This window comes from Candidatus Chryseobacterium colombiense (assembly GCA_029203185.1).
Classification (GTDB): Bacteria; Bacteroidota; Bacteroidia; order Flavobacteriales; family Weeksellaceae; genus Chryseobacterium; species Chryseobacterium colombiense.
The window spans coordinates 1,019,218-1,038,120 of record CP119310.1 but is presented as its reverse complement, the minus strand read 5'-3'; the positions used below and the strand labels follow the sequence as shown (position 1 = coordinate 1,038,120).

General features: G+C 34.7%; 19 protein-coding genes. 9 read left to right on the top strand and 10 right to left on the bottom strand.

The genetic code is table 11. From position 1 onward, the window contains the following. Positions 1-65 precede the first annotated feature (65 nt). Entirely contained in the window at positions 66-1,538 is a 1,473-nt protein-coding gene (locus P0Y62_04480; protein ID WEK70814.1) for a PLP-dependent aminotransferase family protein, read from the top strand. 56 nt (positions 1,539-1,594) lie between these two features. Here the strand turns inward: P0Y62_04480 and P0Y62_04475 are convergent, their stop codons facing one another. The 6 genes from P0Y62_04475 to P0Y62_04450 all read right to left on the bottom strand — a co-directional run bounded on the left by P0Y62_04475 (position 1,595) and on the right by P0Y62_04450 (position 6,550). Further along, positions 1,595-2,116 carry a GNAT family N-acetyltransferase gene (locus tag P0Y62_04475; protein WEK71774.1) on the bottom strand — a complete coding sequence of 174 codons (522 nt, stop codon included), beginning with the start codon at positions 2,114-2,116 and terminating at the stop codon, positions 1,595-1,597. Beyond that, on the bottom strand, positions 2,113-3,120 hold the full coding sequence (locus P0Y62_04470) for a S41 family peptidase (protein WEK70813.1): 1,008 nt from the start codon (positions 3,118-3,120) through the stop codon (positions 2,113-2,115). The genes P0Y62_04475 and P0Y62_04470 overlap by 4 nt, the downstream gene beginning before the upstream one ends. Before the next feature lie 63 nt (positions 3,121-3,183). Continuing rightward, positions 3,184-3,978 (bottom strand): AraC family transcriptional regulator, encoded by a 795-nt coding sequence (locus P0Y62_04465; GenBank protein ID WEK70812.1) that lies wholly within the window; start codon positions 3,976-3,978, stop codon positions 3,184-3,186. Positions 3,979-4,047: 69 nt separating this feature from the next. Then, positions 4,048-4,629 carry a nucleosidase gene (locus tag P0Y62_04460; GenBank protein WEK70811.1) on the bottom strand — a complete coding sequence of 194 codons (582 nt, stop codon included), beginning with the start codon at positions 4,627-4,629 and terminating at the stop codon, positions 4,048-4,050. A gap of 9 nt (positions 4,630-4,638) precedes the next feature. Then, the gene (locus P0Y62_04455) at positions 4,639-5,337 is read right to left on the bottom strand and encodes a DsbA family oxidoreductase (protein WEK70810.1); all 699 of its coding nucleotides are present in this window, start codon (positions 5,335-5,337) and stop codon (positions 4,639-4,641) included. Positions 5,338-5,371: 34 nt separating this feature from the next. Next, positions 5,372-6,550: an MFS transporter gene (locus tag P0Y62_04450; GenBank protein WEK70809.1), complete on the bottom strand. Its 1,179-nt coding sequence runs from the start codon at positions 6,548-6,550 to the stop codon at positions 5,372-5,374. 149 nt (positions 6,551-6,699) lie between these two features. On the opposite strand from P0Y62_04450, the gene P0Y62_04445 reads away from it, so the two are divergent. Further along, positions 6,700-7,431: an MBL fold metallo-hydrolase gene (locus P0Y62_04445; protein WEK70808.1), complete on the top strand. Its 732-nt coding sequence runs from the start codon at positions 6,700-6,702 to the stop codon at positions 7,429-7,431. Between the two features lie 224 nt (positions 7,432-7,655). Here P0Y62_04445 and P0Y62_04440 read toward each other — a convergent pair whose 3' ends face one another. Then, a complete protein-coding gene (locus P0Y62_04440) occupies positions 7,656-9,638 on the bottom strand; it encodes an LTA synthase family protein (protein WEK70807.1) in 1,983 nt (660 codons plus the stop codon). 167 nt (positions 9,639-9,805) lie between these two features. Here P0Y62_04440 and P0Y62_04435 point away from each other — a divergent pair, with 167 nt between their 5' ends. Further along, positions 9,806-10,972, top strand: a complete 1,167-nt coding sequence (locus P0Y62_04435) for a hypothetical protein (protein WEK70806.1) — start codon at positions 9,806-9,808, stop codon at positions 10,970-10,972. 56 nt (positions 10,973-11,028) lie between these two features. Here P0Y62_04435 and P0Y62_04430 read toward each other — a convergent pair whose 3' ends face one another. Then, entirely contained in the window at positions 11,029-11,655 is a 627-nt protein-coding gene (locus tag P0Y62_04430) for a chloramphenicol acetyltransferase (GenBank protein WEK70805.1), read from the bottom strand. Positions 11,656-11,704: 49 nt separating this feature from the next. Here P0Y62_04430 and P0Y62_04425 point away from each other — a divergent pair, with 49 nt between their 5' ends. The 6 genes from P0Y62_04425 to P0Y62_04400 all read left to right on the top strand — a co-directional run bounded on the left by P0Y62_04425 (position 11,705) and on the right by P0Y62_04400 (position 14,869). Further along, entirely contained in the window at positions 11,705-11,995 is a 291-nt protein-coding gene (locus P0Y62_04425; protein WEK70804.1) for a DUF3861 domain-containing protein, read from the top strand. Positions 11,996-12,033: 38 nt separating this feature from the next. Next, the gene (locus tag P0Y62_04420) at positions 12,034-12,897 is read left to right on the top strand and encodes an NAD(P)-dependent oxidoreductase (protein ID WEK70803.1); all 864 of its coding nucleotides are present in this window, start codon (positions 12,034-12,036) and stop codon (positions 12,895-12,897) included. Positions 12,898-13,074: 177 nt separating this feature from the next. After that, positions 13,075-13,665, top strand: coding sequence for a TetR/AcrR family transcriptional regulator (locus P0Y62_04415; GenBank protein WEK70802.1), 591 nt, complete (start codon positions 13,075-13,077; stop codon positions 13,663-13,665). A 69-nt stretch (positions 13,666-13,734) separates the two neighbouring features. Then, positions 13,735-14,193 (top strand): hypothetical protein, encoded by a 459-nt coding sequence (locus tag P0Y62_04410; protein WEK70801.1) that lies wholly within the window; start codon positions 13,735-13,737, stop codon positions 14,191-14,193. Positions 14,194-14,195: 2 nt separating this feature from the next. Then, the gene (locus P0Y62_04405) at positions 14,196-14,498 is read left to right on the top strand and encodes a DUF3817 domain-containing protein (GenBank protein ID WEK70800.1); all 303 of its coding nucleotides are present in this window, start codon (positions 14,196-14,198) and stop codon (positions 14,496-14,498) included. After that, positions 14,495-14,869: a rhodanese-like domain-containing protein gene (locus P0Y62_04400; protein ID WEK70799.1), complete on the top strand. Its 375-nt coding sequence runs from the start codon at positions 14,495-14,497 to the stop codon at positions 14,867-14,869. Before P0Y62_04405 ends, P0Y62_04400 begins: the two co-directional genes overlap by 4 nt. 142 nt (positions 14,870-15,011) lie before the next feature. On the opposite strand, the gene P0Y62_04395 is transcribed toward P0Y62_04400, so the two are convergent. Continuing rightward, positions 15,012-15,836, bottom strand: coding sequence for a tyrosine-protein phosphatase (locus tag P0Y62_04395; GenBank protein WEK70798.1), 825 nt, complete (start codon positions 15,834-15,836; stop codon positions 15,012-15,014). Between the two features lie 6 nt (positions 15,837-15,842). After that, a complete protein-coding gene (locus P0Y62_04390; protein WEK70797.1) occupies positions 15,843-18,737 on the bottom strand; it encodes a TonB-dependent receptor in 2,895 nt (964 codons plus the stop codon). Positions 18,738-18,903 lie beyond the last annotated feature (166 nt).

Genomic DNA, 18,903 nt, shown 5'->3' with positions numbered 1-18,903 from the left:
TCTTTTTTGTTTTGGTTCAAAAGTAGTATATTGCCGGATGGTTCAATGGTGCCAGTTTTTATATTATGAATAGTCCGGTTGAAATTCCTTATAAAAGTTTCATTAAAATTGATAGAAATTCTGAAGCTACGATTTATATGCAGATTACCAATCAGCTGATCAATGCTATTCAGAGAGGCTTTTTGCCTTTCGGGACTAAGCTTCCGGGAACAAGAACGTTAAGTCAGATTTTAGAAGTTCACAGAAATACTATTGTTGCGGTATATGATGAGCTTTTTGCACAAGGCTGGGTGGAGAGTTTTCCCAATAAAGGAACTTTCATTATTGGTAAAAACGAAGAAAAATCAATTGATTTCAATACAATTAATCTTAAAAACTATCCAAAATCAACAGGATTTAGCTTTAAAACTTCCAATATTTTAGATAATCCTTTTGAGCATTCAGATTGCGAATTTATTTTAAATGACGGCGCTCCGGATATCCGTCTGACTCAAATTGATCAGCAATCGAGAATCTATAGCTCCACTTTAAAAAGAAGAGCCCATAAAATAGGACATTATAATCAGGACGGAAGCGAGTTCTTTAAAAAGCATCTGGCTCAATACTTAAATTTATCGAGGGGACTGCCGATTTCCAATAATAATCTTCTCATCACCCGAAGCACCGAAATGAGTATTTATATTGTATCCGAAATCTTATTATCAGAAGGAGATACAGTTCTGGTAGGAGCTTTAAGCTATTTCTCCGTGAACATGATTTTCCAGAAAGCCGGGGTGAAAATTGTCACGATTCCTATTGATGATGAAGGAATTGATGTGGAAAAAGTAAGAGAAATATGTAAACGGCAAAAAATAAGGATGCTGTACCTTACTCCACATCATCATTATCCTACAACGGTTACTTTGAGTGCCCAGAGAAGATTAGAATTATTAAATCTTGCCAATGAGTTTGGGTTTATTATCCTGGAAGATGATTACGATTATGATTTTCATTATGATAAAAGTCCTATTCTACCGCTTGCCAGTGCAGATACTAATGGAATGGTGATCTATATAGGCTCTTTTGGGAAATCTTTGGCGCCGGGTTTTAGAACAGGTTTTATTGTTGCTCCTGAAAATCTTATGATCGAGATGAGAAAATATCTCGGGATTATCGATCGGCAGGGTGATATTTTAATGGAGCATGTATTGGGAGAAATGATTGCGGAAGGGGAAATCAGCCGTTATCTGAAGAAATCACTCAAGATTTACCAGGAAAGACGGGATCATTTTGCGTGCCTGATTCAGGAAAACTTCGGGGAGTTTGTCCGTTTTCAAAAACCGGCGGGAGGTCTTGCGGTATGGATGGAACTGGATGTTAAAATAAATCTGATGCAGCTCAGCAGAAACTGTAGCCGGAATCAACTTTTTATTCCTAAAACGCTATTATATCAGAATCAGCAATTAACGGCCATGAGATTGGGGTTTGGAAATCTGAATACGCATGAAATGGAAAAAAGTGTGGAAATTCTTTCTGAAAATCTCAGAAAATTACTATAATAAGAATCATAAAAACATAAAAGGGAAATTATGTCTTTATGATTCTTAAATATTTTTTAATCAAGGATTTTTTTCATCATAAGGTCGGTTTGTTCTTCCTTTCCCAGCCTGAAAATGTGTTTGTTAAATTCCACAAAACCATTTTTTTTATAAAAATTAACGGCTCTCATGTTTTCTTCCCAGACTCCTAACCAGATGTATTTTTTATTTTCTTTCTGAGCGATTTCTAATGCTTTTTCGTACAAAATCTGTCCTACTTTTTTACCGTGATGGCTGCTTTTTACGTATATTCTTTCAATTTCAAGAGAGGTTTCATCTTGTAGCTCTGTCTGGGCTGTTCCTGAATTTACTTTTAAATATCCAACCGGAAGAGTTTCTTCCCAGGCCAGAAAAAATTGTGAATCCTGATGGTTGAGCTCAGCTGCTAATTTATCGAGAGCAAAGCTTTTATTCAGATAATTTTGCATTTCTTCCTCAGAATTGTGTTGAGCAAAAGTTTCATAAAAGGTTTCTTTTCCCAAGCTTTGTAAGGTTGCTAAATCTTGTATTGATGCTTTTGTGATGAGTATTGACATTATTGATTTAATTTAATAATAAGATTTTTGATATCGTTTTCCGAAAGTTCAGTTTTTGTTTTATGATTTATAATTTCCTGTAAAGCTAGTAAATAAGCTGTTTTCAAAGCATTTTCCTGACTTACCAATTTGTCTGGAATGACTCCGACATGTTCCCAATTTTTCCCCGAATAAGTAGAGGTGATTTTTCCGTCCGGAACTAATAACAGATATTTGTTCTGAATATAATAGGGATCGACAGGATTGGCGGCTCCTCCGGTTTTTTCACCAATTACTTTTGCTAACTTTCTTTCCTGTAAAAAATAGGCCAAAGCTTCACCTGCAGAAAATGTTTTTGGGCTGGTAAGAATATAAATGTTTTTGTTGAGATATTTTTTACCTAAAACATTTGACTGTATTCTGTTTTTTACCGTTTTTCCTAAATTTCGGAAATAGGTGGTGTACAAAACGTCTTTTTTATCGAAAAAATAACTGCAAAACTGAATCAATGTTTCACCATTTCCTCCTCCGTTTTCCCGCAAATCGACAATTAAAGAATTGGTATTGGCAACGAAATTCATGGCCGATTCTAAAGTTTTCTTACTGGATTTCAGTTCTGCAAAACCTTTATAATTAATATATCCGATATTCCCTTCCAGCCTTTCAACTTTTTCAAATCCAAAATTCTCAAGACTGTTGCTGAAGTTGTCCTGCTTTTCCCGTTCTTTTTCGTTGATAGGATTTTGAGGGGAATAATTGTCCAAATATTTAACAAAAAAATGTTTGTCTTGTGTTACTGTTCTTAACTTTTGAGTCAAATTTTTAGCAAATTCTTTCTCATTTAACGAATTGAAGTTTCCGGATTTAATTTCGCTTTGAAACAAGGAATCTATACTTTTAAAAACCTTTTCGTCAATATAATTTTCTTTAATTTTCTCCGAAATTTCCGTGAGTATTTTTGTTTTATCATTTTGTGCAAATACTAATGAACACCATAAAACTGAACTTAATAAGCCTATTTTTTTCATTGATGATTTAATTTGATGCAAAAATATCTGCACATCCAATATCATAATTGTAAAAATGGAAACTCAGATAAAAAACCAAATATTTTTTTCTTCTGTATTGACGTTCCTGAAAAATTTTTGAGGCTGTAATTTCGTTAAATCTTTAAAATTTTTAATGAAATGCGACTGATCATAGAAAAGGTTTTCATAAGAAAGCTCCGTTAAATTTTTCATGTTTTTATTTAAAGAAACTGCATTTCTGAAACGTTGGATTTTTCTAAATTCTGAGGCGGGTTTTCCTAAATATTTTGTACAGAGTTTATTTACATATTGTCTCGAAATAGTATATTTTGCTGCAATCTCTTCGATTTTTAAATCAGAATCTAAATCATTAATAATAGACTGAACAGTGGTTAATTCTTTTTCCTGATATTTTGAAAGCCAATATTTTTCCAGCATATCAATCTGATTTTTTCTGTCTTGTTTAGCCAGGATAGTTTTCATGACTTCTTTACAATCCGATGAAATGATTTCCTTTTCTAAAAAACGGCTTTCAGGTGAACTAAAAAAATGATAGATTCCTAAGGGTTTAAAATAAACGGTAATTTCATTGATAGGCTGCTTATAAAGAATCTCTACGGGAGAATTGCAGCGCGAAACAAAGTCTATAATAATATTTTCTTCTTCTGATGCATCAATCTCTATCTTATTTCCATCACGAAAAAATGAAATATTCTCACAAGCTGAAATAATAAAATAATTATCCGGAAAGGTAAGATAATTCAACGTTGTATCGGAATCATCTTTTGCAATAAAATAATATCCTTCAATATATTTTTCAAGAACAGGATGATTGGGTTTGTAGAAATTCACTTTCATTGTAAAATGGCTGAACTGTAGAAAACAATTATAAAAATAAATCTGAAGAAAAGTCTCCAGATTTTAAATTTACGAAAATAGAATTTTATTAAATGCTTCAGAAGCCAAATGAACCTGAACTGTCCAATCGTCTGCGGCATCGCTTCCTGCATCATCAGAAATGTACTTTAAACAAAGGAACGGAATGTTTTCTTTCATAGCGATTAATGCTAAAGGATAGGCTTCCATATCAACAATATTGTAAACGGTTTCGGAATGGTTCATTTCAAAACTGTCGCCACTTCCGCAAACGCCTTCCGGAAGGTCGTGTTTCTTTAGTCCGTATTCCAGCACAGGAGGAATTCCGGAAAGAGGAGTTTCATACAGGCTAAATCCTAGTCCTCTCACATCCATATCCCGCTGGATGAATTTGGTACAGCAAATCACCTCTCCTTTATGAAAACTCTGGCTTCCTGCAGATCCTAAATTTACAATTAATTTAGGCTTTTTCCTATGAATTTCTTTAGTAAGTTCCATAGCTGCATTTACTTTTCCGATCCCTGTAATGAGCTTATTTTTATCATTAAAAACCTTTCCGGCTTCCGAATCTAATGCAAAAACAAAAAGGGTATCTTCAAGAGCAAATTGATGATCGTTATTAATCTTTATCATTTTTACAATTTAAATTTCACATCCATCTGCATCACATGAAGCTCCGTTATCTGAAAGATTTTTCAAAGGAGTTACTGTTTCATTGTAAGTTTGCTGAAGGGCATTTTCAAAAAGTTCGACAGGTTGCGCTCCAGAAACAGCATATTTTCCGTTTAAAACAAAGAAAGGAACTCCCGAAACTCCATTATTTTTTGCTTCCAGAATATCCTGGTTGATCTCGTAATCGAATTCTTCTGATGTTAAAGCTTTTTGTGCTTCTTCTTTGTCGATTCCTAAAGATTCTGCTAATGAAACCAGAGTTTCTACATCTCCTACATTTTTTCCGTCAATGAAATGCGCAATGAAAAGCGCTTCTTCCATTTCGTTGGCTTTATGGTATTTTTTTGCTAAATGCAGAAGCTTGTGCGCTGAAAAGGTATTGGTAATTAAGGCTTTTTCAAAGTTGAAATTAATCCCTGCTCCTTTTCCCATTTGTGAAACCTGAGCTATCATTTGCTGAGCCTGAGCTTCGGGAAAACCTTTCTTTTCCCTGAAATATTCCATGGTATTTTTGGTTTCCCCAGGATTTAAGGTAGGATCAAGCTGAAAGCTCTTCCACTCTATTTCCACTTCATCTTTAAACGGCAGCTTTTCCAACGCCTGTTCAAAATTGTTTTTTCCTATATAACAAAACGGACACATTACGTCCGACCAGATTTCTATTTTCATTGTATTTATTTTTATTCGAATTTATAGTAAATAATTAGTTTAAACGTAATTTTCTGCTAAAGATGATATGAGCTATTAACGCCAATACGCCCATCGTTGCTCCTACCAGACAAACTCCGCTCCACTGTGCATATTGCCACGCGACTGAAGCGGTCCAGGTTCCTAAAGATCCTCCGATGAAATACGAAACCATATAAACGGTATTCAGCCTGTTAACTGCGTTGGATTTGATTAAAAAGTAATTGGTTTGATTCATAATGTGACTGGACTGTACTCCAAGATCAACCAGGATCACGCCTACAATCAATCCCCAATAAGTTTCTCCTGCGAAATAGGTAAAAGCCCAGCTCCCCAGAACAATCAAAAGAGAATACAGGATAATTCTGTTCAGGTCTAAAAAACGTTGCAGTTTTCCCACTTTTGCAGCAGCCAAAGCTCCAACCGCTCCTGCCAATCCAAAACTTCCAACCACCGATGATCCCGCATTGAAAGGAGGTTTTTCCATATGGAAAACCAGCGTTGTAAATAACGCACACATCGATCCGAAAGCCATAGCTCCGCGGAAAGAAGCCAGTCGCAGAATGGGCTGGGTTTTTGCCAGATGAAATACGGATTTCATGAGTTCACCATAAGTTCCCTTAAAATTGGGTTTTAAATCAGGCAGCATTTTATAAACAGCAATCCATACCAAAACCATGATTCCGGCTGCAATACCAAACATGGCTCTCCAACCCCACATTTCCCCAACAATTCCTCCTACGAATCTGGATAAAAGAATTCCCAGCAATAATCCGGACATGACAATCCCGATATTGGAAGATTTTTCTTTATCCGAAGATAATTCTGCAGCAATAGGCACAAATAATTGGGGGATCACAGAAGTAGCACCGATCAGTAAACTGGCTACATATAGCATCCATAATTCCTGAGCGAAAGTCATCCAAAGCAGTGAAGCAAAAACCAAAACCAAATCGATCAAAATTAATTTTTTACGGAAAAGTTTGTCTCCCAAAGGAACAATGAGTAATAAACCCGCTGCATATCCCAGTTGGGTAAGAACTGAAATTTTGCTGGCAGCAGCTTCCGGAACATGTAAATCTTCAGAGATAAGAGCCAGCAAAGGCTGGTTATAATAATTGTTTGCCACAACAAGTCCGGAAATCACGGACATCAACCAAATAACAGTACGTGAAATACCGCTGGTAGAATTCATCTGCATAAATTTTGTGTAAGTTTTGAATTTTGCAACACAAAAATACTCATTTTAAGATTAAGCATTCCTTAAGAGTTCATCGGTTTTACCAATAATCCCTATTGAGAAAAAGCTTTTCCTATTTTAAAAATAATAAGGAACTTTGCAGTATGAAAATTATACCATTAAAAGAAGGAAATTTTTCTACCAGTAAAACTAAAGACTTTACTCTTTTAACAGATGAAAATAAGGATATTGTTAAAGGAATTAAAATGTCGGTCACCCCTTTTTTAATTATTACAGAAAAAGACATTATTCTGCTGGATGCAGGCATCGGATGGAAAAATGAAGATGGAGAAAATGTAATTTCTGAAATACTCAAAAAGGAAAATATTTATCCGGATCAGGTCACTAAAGTTTTGCTCTCGCATCTTCATAAAGACCATATCGAAACAGTGATCACTAGAAATGAAAACGGATTTGAAGCTACTTTTCCTAATGCTGAAATCTATATTCAGAAGCGTGAACTTGGCTTTGCCATGGAAAATAAAGGAAATCATTCTTTTGATTTTGATACGCTGGAAAAACTCATCGAATTAGAAAATATAGTCTGGATGGATGAAGATAAAGGAAACATCACCGAAGAAATCTCCTTTGAGGTTGTAGGGGGACACACTCCATTTATGCAGGTCTTCTGGATCAGAGAAAATAACAAAATAGTTTTTTACGGAGCCGATGATCTTCCACAGGAATCTTATTTGAAATATCATCTTGCCTATAAAAGCGATTTTGATGGCAGAAAGGCAATGGAACTACGATTGAAATGGCAGCAGGAAGCGATCGAAAATCATTGGAAAATATTGTTATATCATGATCTTGAGAAAGCTGTAATAGAATTTTAATCTAACAAGTATTTGATTTTTCCTTTAAGTTTAAAATTAAGAATGGATATGTTTTAGATTTTAACCATTAAGATAAAAGCATTATCTATTTTTTTAGTATCATAGATTAGGTCTTAAATTTCTTAATGCCTCAATGGTATTTCTAAATAAAAATGAGGTTAATTTTAAATAAAAACTCTTCTCTAAATACAGAGAAGAGTTTTTTTTATAATTGAAACATCAGCTTATTTTTGTTTCATTTTTCCGTTTTTAAATCTTTCACTTGCCGTCTGGTAATAAGAAATTGTTTCCGTAACCAAATTGTTATTTTTATTTTTTACCTCGGATAAAGACTCATCTGCTCCGGTAACATTGAACTGTTTTACTCTCTTTCTGTCGTCAATCTGAGTAAATACATTATTCTTTAGTAATCCTAATGTTCTGTAATTTCCAAGGAAGGCTCTTTCCTCTCCTGGTTTTGTCTGGTTAATATCTTTTCCGTACAGACTTGTTTTATAATTCCAGTTTAAATATCCGAATAATGTCGGCATAAGATCGATTTGAGAAGTCAGTCGGTCTATTTTTTCCGGGGTATGGTTAAGATTATAAATAATCGCTGGAATGTGGTGTTTAGCAATATTGATTTCCCATTTTCCTGCACTGCTTGCACAATGGTCGGCAACAATTAAAAACACCGTGTTTTTGAACCAAGGTTTGGTTTTAGCAGTCGCAATAAACTGTCCTAAGGCATAATCGGTATATTTCACTGCTGCATCTCTGTCGCCTTGTGGAAGGTCGATTTTACCATTAGGAAAAGTATAAGGTTTGTGGTTGGATGTTGTCATCACAAACTGGAAGAAAGGCTTGTTTTCGTTAGTGCTTTTATCAGCATATTTGATAGACTGCTTGTAAAGATCCTCATCACAGATTCCCCATGCATTTTCAAAATTAACGTCCTTATCTTCGATAGCATATCTTTTGGTTTTAATTTCATCGGATAATGGATTTCCTCTGTCTCTGTCTACAATATCAAAGCCCTGTCCACCAAAGAAATTGTTCATATTATCAAAATAACCGTCTCCTCCGTAAATGAAATATGGATGATATTTTTTGGATTGCAGCACCGTAGAGATTGAAAATAAATTCTGATTGTTAGGTCTTCTCACAATACTGTTTCCCGGAGTTGGAGGAACACAAAGCGTCAATGCTTCCATCCCTCTTACCGTTCTGGTTCCCGTTGAGTATAAATTCGTGAAGAATATACTTTCGTTGGCCATTTTATCATAATTCGGCGTAAGGTTATTTTTATTTCCGAAAGCGGTTAAAAAATCTGCACTGAAGCTTTCAATCGCAATCATGATGATATTGGGGTTTTGTTCATTCTCCCCTTTCGTAAGCCTTGAAATATCATCATATTGAGCAGAGGTATACGTCTGATTATTTTGTAAAAGGTTTTGTTTTAATGTTTTATAAGCTTCCTGGTCAGATACTTTAGGATAAAAAGTAAGATAATCCAGTTCGTTTGATTTGAAAGCTGTTACAAAAGAAAATGCCCCGTTTTTTCCTAATTCATTTACAATAAGGTTGTTGCTGAATTCAGCCTGCTTGTTTTTCAAAACGACTGCTAAAAGAATGGTAACCACTGCAAGCGGCAGGTAATATTTTAATCTTGAGGTAAATGGTTTTTTATCCGCAAAAGTGTTTCTGAAAACTTTTAATTTTTTAAATATAACGAAGGTAAGAACAATTAAAAGAATCAAAACTCCGGCAATAAGCGGTAAAGGATAAGACTGGTTGATATTTTCTACCACTTCATACGTATAGATAAGGTAATCTACCGCAATAAAATTAAATCTTGCTCCAAACTCATCCCAAAACGGAATCTCTGCCAAAAGGCTGAAATAAATGATGATAAAAATAAGCGTAAAATAGAAATAGCTGAAAATTTTGTCAAACACAGAACCTATGAATCTTTTCGGAAGAACAAAAAGATAGGTCGCATATAAAAGCAAAAACAGGGATCCTATTGTAAAATCAAAAAGAAAACCTGTAAAAAAAGCTCTGAAAAGAGAGACAATACTAAAATCGATATCTTTTATGGAAATAATAAGAAAACCGGTTCTTATCAAAAAAGACAAAGACATGTACAGCACTAAAATACTAAATAAAGCAGAAAACCGACCTTTGAAGATCTTCTGACTTAGATTTGAAAAACTTTTTGAAGACATAGTTATTTTTAAAAATGTAAAGTAACTATTAAATTTTGAAAAAAAATTGAATTTGAGGAAAGATTATAGAAAAACTGGCAATTATTGTCTATTTTAAAACTGTTTTATTCTTTATTTGGTGATTTAGAACCTATATTTGTGCACCTATAACCTATATCATATAAAAAATGAGATTATCAATATCTATTCTTCTGCTTCTAGGTTCTACCCTCTTCTATTCGCAGAAAAAGCTACCTGTTGTGAAATCTAATACGCAAGAGGTAACCATTATCGAGAATAATGAATTAAACACAAAGTGGTTTCTGAATTCTAAAGTGAAACCGGATACTTATATCACGGGAAAAAATGTAAAGTTTAAACAAGTAAAATTAAAAACCGACATAGATTCTATTGAAGTTAAACTAAAACCTACTGAAAAGTTTGATTTTATTGTACTCTATAAAGGTAAAGATTCTTGCCTTACGAGATTTGAAAGCCCTGAAATCAGGAATTTTTCTAAGGTGAAACCTGCCAGAAAAGATACTATTCCTTTTATTCTTACAGAACAAAACAATATAAAAATTAAGGGTAAGCTTAATAAAAAATATGTAGTGGATCTGATGTTTGATACCGGAGCATCAGGTTTTTATCTCATAAAGGATGCCATAAAAAAATACCTGAATCCAAACGGACTGCCATTGACGATGAAAGACATCAGTGATAATGACTTTGCGATAGGAGGTCTGGAATGGCACCATGAGCAAGTCTACCCTATTGAAACTACAGGACATGGCTGCGAAGGAATGTTCGGCTGGAATGCTTTTGATGGCAAAGTTGTGGAGATCGATTATGATAAGAACATCATCATTGTTCATTCTCAACGTCCTAAAATAAGCAAAGATTATGAAAAATTCGAGATGGAGCTTATGAAGGAACACTTCTGTATCAATGCTGAAATGGAAGTTAATAATAAAAAATTCAAAAGCAGATTCTTATTTGATTCCGGATTTCAGAAAACACTGATGCTGGATAATGCATTAATAAAGAAAAGCGGCTATCCTAAAGCCGAATTACCGGTCATTGCGAAAACCGTGATGTACAATTCCAATAAAGACGAAATCCCTGTAGAAACAGTACTTAATGAAAAACTGATATTCGGAAAATATGTTTTGAAAAATGTACCTGCCCAAATCAATTCTTACAGTCAACCTGCGGGTTTTGCCACTCATTTTTTAGGCGGTGAAGTTCTGAAGCGTTTCAATACAATTCTTGATTTTCAGGAAAATGTGGTGTATCTGAAGCCGAATCATTTATTCAATGAAGCATATAGTCTTCCTAAGAATGAAAAATCTTAAAAGAATACGTTTAAAATAGATAACGGGCAAAGAAATTTGCCCGTTTTTTTTATGGATTAAAGATCAAGCTGTCTTTGGAATTCTTCAATATATTTTGCTAAGTGAATTCCATCTGCCAATCCGTGATGGGCTTCTATAGAAACAGGCATGAACTTTCTTCCGTTTCTGATACTGAATTTTCCAAATGCAATTTTAGGGATACACTCTTTAGGATCAAAATTTGTCGGATGTAATATCGCACTGAAAGAATTCCATGGAATTGTCGTATGTCTTATGTGATTGATCGGCAAAACATCATTGCTGATTCCTAAACCTGTTGAATTATGAACGGATTGTATCTGTTCCTGCAGATGTGCATTGAAAGTTTTAAAATCCGGAGAATAATGGAAAAATGAAAACCCGAAGGTTCCGTCCGGTCTCCCGATTGTTCCGCCTACATGCACTTCATCAAATAAAATGACTTTTCCATCAACAATTCTTAATTTTAATTCTTCTACGGTATTAATCGCCACCATCGATTTATAAAGGTAAACAGCATAAAAAGAATATCCTTTTTCTTTGGCGTCATCATAAGCTTTTGTACAGTCAACCTCTGTTGTAAATCCGAAAAACGGACTTTTCATCCCTGAGAAAAATTCAAAATGCTCTTTTCTATTCCAACTTTCAAAATCTATTACCTTCATTGATTTTATTTTTTGCAAATCTCCGTAAGTTTTACGAAATTTAAAAATTATGGAAAAAAGAAATAATGCATACCATCTTGAGCTTAAGGAATTATCATTAAAAGATGGGTCAGAAGGAAGTAAAACATTAGAGTTTAGCTTTGAAAATCATGATGATCTGTTTCACATTTTCGATGTCATTCAATCGAAAAAACTGTTTGAAGATGAAAATACAGCTCACGAATTTGCTTTAGGTGTAAAGCTTTTTACAGAAGTGATGCTCAAAAGCAAAAAACATCCGTTATTTGAAGAATTCAGACCTGCCATGGTGGAATTTATGAAGAAACTGAAAAGTATTTAATGTAATTTTATAGCTTAAATCTTAAATAAGAACGGAATATGGATACTGAGAAAATAGGTTTTATAGGATTGGGAAATATGGGCCATCCGATGGCGAAAAATCTGCAAAAGGCGGGTTTTCCACTGTATGTTTTTAATAGAACTTTAGAAAAAGCGGATGATTTTAAGGAAAAATCAGTGGTTTGTAATACAGTTTCTGATGTGGTAAAAAATTGTGATATTATTTTCACCATGCTTACCAATGATGAAGCAGTGAAAGCTGTTTATGAGGAAATTTTGACTCAAAATGTCACAGGAAAACTTTTTGTGGATATGAGTACCATTTCTCCGGAAGCCACAAGCGGAATATCCAGTGCTGTAAAAATAAAAGAAGCGGGATTTATTGATGCTCCTGTTGCCGGAAGTACAAAACCGGCTGCTGAAGGAACCTTGATCATTATGGTGGGTGGTGAAGAAAAAGATCTTCAGCGTGCTGAACCTTATCTTCAGAAATTAGGAAAAACGATCAAGCATCTGGGAGAAAACGGAAAAGGAATTGCCGCAAAACTTTCCGTTAATTATTTTATTTCAGCTATTTATCAGGGATTGGCAGAAACTGTTCTGTTTTCGGATAAATTGGGCATTGAAAGAAAAGATATGCTTGAAATCATCAATGAAAGTGCAAGCGGAAGCGGTGCTACAAAAGTAAAAACACCATTATTGATCGAAGATACTTATAATCCGGCTTTTGCACTGGATTTAATGTTAAAAGATATTGTACTGGCCAAAAATGCAGGTGCAGATTTTCCTTTATCAAAAACTTTGATCGAAACCTACCAGGCAGCTCATGATGAAGGTTTTGGAAAAGATGATGTGATAGGGATTATTCGGTTTTTAAGTAAAAAGAATCAAGTAAAAAGTTAAAAGTATTTTTTATCTAGTAGTTTAGAAGTGAAAAATAACAGAAAATCTAATTGTTTACTATGAGTTGATAACAATGACTAATGGTTTACAAACTCAATTAAAGAGCTGTTTTGGGGGCAGCTCTTTTTTTCTTATCTAAAATATCGTTTCTTTGTAAAAGAGACTAACTGGTATTTTATGAAAAAATCGGAAGCAACACGCCTGACTATCCTTCAGAAAGCATTTGAACTGATTTATGTACATGGTTATCAGACTACAAGTGTTGATGAGATTATTGCTACCACTCAGGTAACCAAGGGAGCTTTCTATTATCATTTTAAAACAAAGGATGAAATGGGAGTGGCAATTATTAATGAACTTATGATTCCCAGTTTCAAAAATACTTTTATTGAGCCTTTTCAAAGTGTTGTAAATCCGTTGGATGCAATTTATAATTTAATGTACAGCTTATTAATTGAGAATGAAAACCTGAAGGTTGAATACGGATGTCCCGCTTCTAATTTTACACAGGAAATGGCTCCCTGGAATATCGAATTTACGAAAGCTCTAAATCAGCTTTCTCAGCAGTGGGAAAACACGATGATCGAATCTATTGAAAAAGGAAAAGAAAATGGTATTATAAAAGCAGAGGTGAATGCAAAAGAAGTAGCTGTTTTTGTTCTATCCGGATATTGGGGAGTAAGAAATTTAGGAAAATTAGAAAATTCGAAATCGGTTTATCTTGTTTATTTAAAAGGTCTTAAGGCTTATTTTGAAACTTTGAAATAATTTTTTCAACAAAAACATACTAATTAGTATGTTTTGTTTTACCTTTGTCGTGTTCATAAAAATTTGATCATGTATCAGACACTCACCTTTCTGCATTCCACTTTTCGATGGCTGGTTTTACTGAGTTTATTGTATGCTATTTTCAGAGCTTATAAAGGATATTTTTCTCAAAAAATATTTTCGAAAACCGATAATAGTGTAAGACATTGGACTGCAACGATTGCTCATATTCAATTGATTCTTGGAATTACATTATATTCTCAAAGTCCTATCGTTAAATACTTTTGGAAGAATTTCAACGAAGCCAAAGAATCTTTTGATCTTTTATTTTTCGGTCTCATTCATATTTTCCTGATGTTGTTTTCCATTATTTTAATTACCATCGGATCGGCGGTTTCAAAAAGAAAAACATTGGATAAGGAGAAGTTTAAAACAATGCTGATTTACTTTGTTCTTGCTTTACTGATCATTTTTGTAGCCATTCCGTGGCCGTTCTCTCCTCTTGCTAACAGACCTTATTTCAGATAATTATGATTGATTTATTGAAAACCAAAATCGGACGTTTAAGAATTATTGCGATTCTTGAAGGAATTTCTTTGCTGACCTTAGTATTCATAGCCGTTCCCTTGAAGTACGGATTTGGTAATCCTGCTCTTGTAAAGATGATGGGACCTATTCATGGTTCTTTATTTTTATTGTTTTTATTCAATACTTTAAGTGTTGGAGTTGAACAAAACTGGAAGTTTAAAGAAACAACCTGGAAAGTACTTTTAGCATGTATTATTCCATTCGGGACATTTTATATTGACAGAAAAATATTAAGCAGATTATGAAAAATATATTAATCTTCTGTGGAATCGTTTTGTTGATCTATATGGTGTATCGCGTATATAAATACCAGACGCTGGATGATGGCTTGGACCAATTAATTAAAAAGGGAGCCATAATTCTGGATGTAAGAACTGAAAAAGAATACGAAACCGGCCATATTGAAGGATCAAAAAATATTTCTTTAGGGACAATTAGGGAAAGATATACTGAACTTGATCCGGATAAAACGTATATCACGGTTTGTTCACATGGTTTGAGAAGTGTAAAAGTGGAAACCATTCTAAAAGAAAAAGGCTTTAAACACGTGTATAACGGCGGAGCATGGAGTGATCTGCAGAAAAGTTTTAATTTAAAAGTTTCAGAAAATAAATAAGCCGTGAGAACAGTCTACACGGCTTATTTTAATAAAAATCTAACTAGGTCTTTTTTTGATAGTCAATTGTCAATGAAGTCAATAGTGAATTTATAGCAAGTTTTAAATTGACAAGCGTAGCGAATTGACGATTCACAATTAATTACTTAAGATATTTCTGTTTTAAAACGGCAATTTCTCGCGGTCCTATCCCCATTTCTACCTGGAAGAAATTCTCCACACTTCCATATTTTTTATTGATGGCTGCAAAGAAGTTTCTGATCAGTTCCGGCCTTAATTCCATCTGTTGCTTGATTTCTGCTTCTGTCAGTCCCGACATTTTTGAAAGTCCGGAATACATTCCTCTCATTGTTGGATTTTTAGCCAGGTAATAGTTTGAAGCTACATAATCACTTTCAATGACGTCTTGGGGAACTCCTAAAATATTCAGGAATAAAGCTGATGCCATTCCGGTTCTGTCACGTCCCCCCGTACAATGGAAAAGCAATGCTTCATCCGGTTTTAAAGTCAGTAACTGTACAAATAAAGATCTGTACCTTTCCCCAAAATAAGGCAGTCCTCCTTCTCCGTACATATCAAACAGAAAGTTTTTGTCTTTTAGGAATTTAACCATATCTTGAGCCGTAGGAAGATTATTGCTTCCTGCCGGGCAAAGTAGATAGTTGGTATTCTGAGGTAGCCTGTCCGGAGCTTTTTTAGCTTCTTCAACTCCTCTGAAATCGAGAACCGTTACAATTTTTTTATCTTTAAAGGTTTTCAAATCTTTATCCGATAATTTATCAATGGCATCACTTCTGAATACTTTTCCCAATGCTACTTCTTTTCCGTCAGAGGTTCTGTATCCTCCGGTATCTCTGAAATTGTATGCTCCTTCCATTTTTACAACACGACGAAGGCTGTCTTTAATTTGTGCATTTACTCCTGTTCCTAAAGCTGTTATAGCCATTATTAATACTAATTTTTTCATATAATTTTAAAATATTTGCCAACGAATTCCCAATTGTCCTCTGCTTCCGTACCATTCATTGGAAGTGATTCTTTTTTTGTTGTCTCCCATATAAAGTCTTAAGCTTTCATTGCTTAGGTTGTTGAGTTCAATAAACAATTTAAGTTTCTTGCTGATGTCATAGCTTGCAGAAAAATCAATTGTAAAGTTTTTGTCTGACCAGATGTAATATTGAGGACCAAGATCCTTATTGATGGTTTCTAAAGACTTTCCTCTGAAGTTTCCGGCAAAACGGATCATTACTTTGTTTCCTTCATAGTAAAGAATAGTATTAAAAAGATTCTTCGACTGATTAGGAAGCGAAGTACGGTCTGTAGCGATCAATGCTCCGTTGGCGTCATTTCTTGAAACATCAACTTTAGAATCGATATAGGTGTAGTTAAACTCTACCCCAAAACCACTCCAGAAACCAGGTAAAAAGTCAAAACGCTTATTGATTCCCATTTCAAAACCAAGAAGATTTGAATCTTTAAGATTTTTGGCCTGGGTGACCATATAATCCGTTCCGCTAAGATTCATAATGGAGGTGTCCTGAAAAACGATGTCTGAAATCTTTTTATAAAAGACACCTCCTGAAAGAATACCAATATTGTCAAAATAATACTCACCCATCAAATCAAAATTGTGACTGAAAGTCGGTTTTAAATCTGGATTTCCTCTGGTGATCTTGTTCGGGCTGGTTGTATTATCAATACTTGAACCCGGTGACATATCTCCGAAATTGGGTCTGATGAACGACCTTGTATAAGCAAATCTTATGTTTGATTTTGGTGAAATAGTATATCGTAAATGAAGCATGGGAAGAAAAGCATTATAATTACTCTCTACAGTTGATGGGCTGATTACCGTGGAAGCAGCACTTTCTTTAGTAGCTTTTGAACCGTATAAAGTCAGTCTTGTTGTTTCGTTTCTGAAACCTCCGACAATCTTAAATTTATCACTGGCTTTAATTTCTGCCATGGCATAAGTTGCAAAAACATTTTCTTCCCCGGTGTAAACACTTGTTGCATTGGCATCTGCACTAGAAAAATCTTTAAAGCCATTCTGCTGCAGAAACTGAGGAGAATACATCTGGAAAAGCTGATCTTTTGTTGGCGGATTCATGATGTATGAACTGTAATCGCCATTCATCCCGTTTAGAAAAGTTGTTCCTTTTGGTGGCTCTGTTGTAGCTAATTGAGATAGACTCAATAATGAAGAGGTGGTAGGAATATAAACAGCATTATATCCATAAGTACTGTTTCTGTCCTTTTCACGATATTTTGCCCCGATTTTTAAGGTAATATTTGAATTGACATCATATTTCAGGTTTAATCTTGCGATTTTGTCTCTTTCATTATTATCTAATTTTGCAATCACCAATTGAGAAAGCAGCAATTTATCTGCACTCATCACTTCGTTTAGATTGGTTGTTTCTGAACCGTAATCTAAATATTCTCCTCCAACTCCATTCGGTGAGTCAAAACTCCAATACCGTTTCCCATCATTCGAAAGATTGGCAAAGCCTCCGGTAATTTTTTGTCTGAAAGTGGCAATAGGAAGTCCTTTTATATCATTGGTCGGAGGCGTATTAAGAAAATATTTAGCCTGATAATCACTTAACATCCAATCTAAATTTAGTTTTTTAGAAAGTGAATGCTCTCCCCCTAATTCCATTCCGTATAATTCGGTTTGATAATGAGAATATCTGAAATTATATTGATAGCGGCTGTTGTTGTAATCTACATAAGATTCATAAACCGGACGGATGTCATCAAATTTATTGAACATACCGCGGAAATAGATTTTATTATTTGCATTAAACTTATATTCTAGTCCTCCATTTAAACCTATCGTTCTTCTTGTTCCCATGTACCGCTTCATCATAACCGTACTGATGGAATTTTTTTGAACATTATTGGAAGAACCAGTATTGTAAGTCACATCAAACGAATCTGCTCCCCATTGTCTGTCCCAGATTGCACCTGAAAGGATAACTCCTAATTTGTTTTTAAAAAAACGGTCACCATACACAATTGATCCGTTATAGGTAGCGTTCTGTGAAAAAGTATTATAACCTCCTGCTCCACTTACACTCAAAGTTTTCTTTGCGGGTGCTGTTCTTGTAATGAAATTAATGCTTCCACCAATCGCATCACCGTCCATATCCGGAGTTACTGCTTTTGAGACCTGTACAAATTGAATCAGTTCAGAAGGAATAACATCCAAAACAAACGATCTGTTTCCTAAAACATTCGCACTGGGAAGCCTGTTTCCGTTGAATAATGCTGAAGTCCATGCAAAAGGAGTTCCTCTTACCGTTGCCTGATCTGCCTCACCATGATATCTAGCCACTGCGACTCCCTGAACCCGCTGTACCGCTTCAGCGGCATTTCTGTCCGGCAGTTTCCCGATCGCATCGGCTGCAATCACTTCCATAATAGCGTTGTTGTTTTTCTTGATTTCGTAAGCTTTGGCTTGAGTTAAAGCATTCGGCCTTGAAATAACCACCTGCTGAATATCGCTTACCTTTTCTTTATTCTTTTTTTCTTCAGGCGCTATCGTAATATATCCGATATCATTAGTTCCTTCCTTTATGGTGATAGGAAAAATTTTTGTTTCATAACCGATATATTCTACTTTCAGATTGATCTCTCCTAATCTCGGAGCAAGAAGGCTGAAGTCTCCGTCTAATGAAGAAACTGCTTTTGCATCAGCATCTACGATTGAAATATTAGCTCCCGGAAGAGCTCCGTTTGTTTTCCCTACTATGGTTCCTTTGATAGACTGTGCATGAATGGTTCCCAAAGAAGCCATCAGGAAAAATGCAGATATCTGAATGATTCTTGACTTTTGTTTTGAAAAACCAACTGAATTGTTCATAGATTTTTTTTGATGCAAATTTGGGATGTCAATCGGTTCTATTCGTCCGAAGGAAAAAATCAAATTCTGTAGCGTGTCGCTTGTTGGAAAAGGACTTTTAAGGTATTGATTTTTAGTTGTTTGTGGTTATTGAACTGTTTGTTATTTATTTATGAACGCAATATTA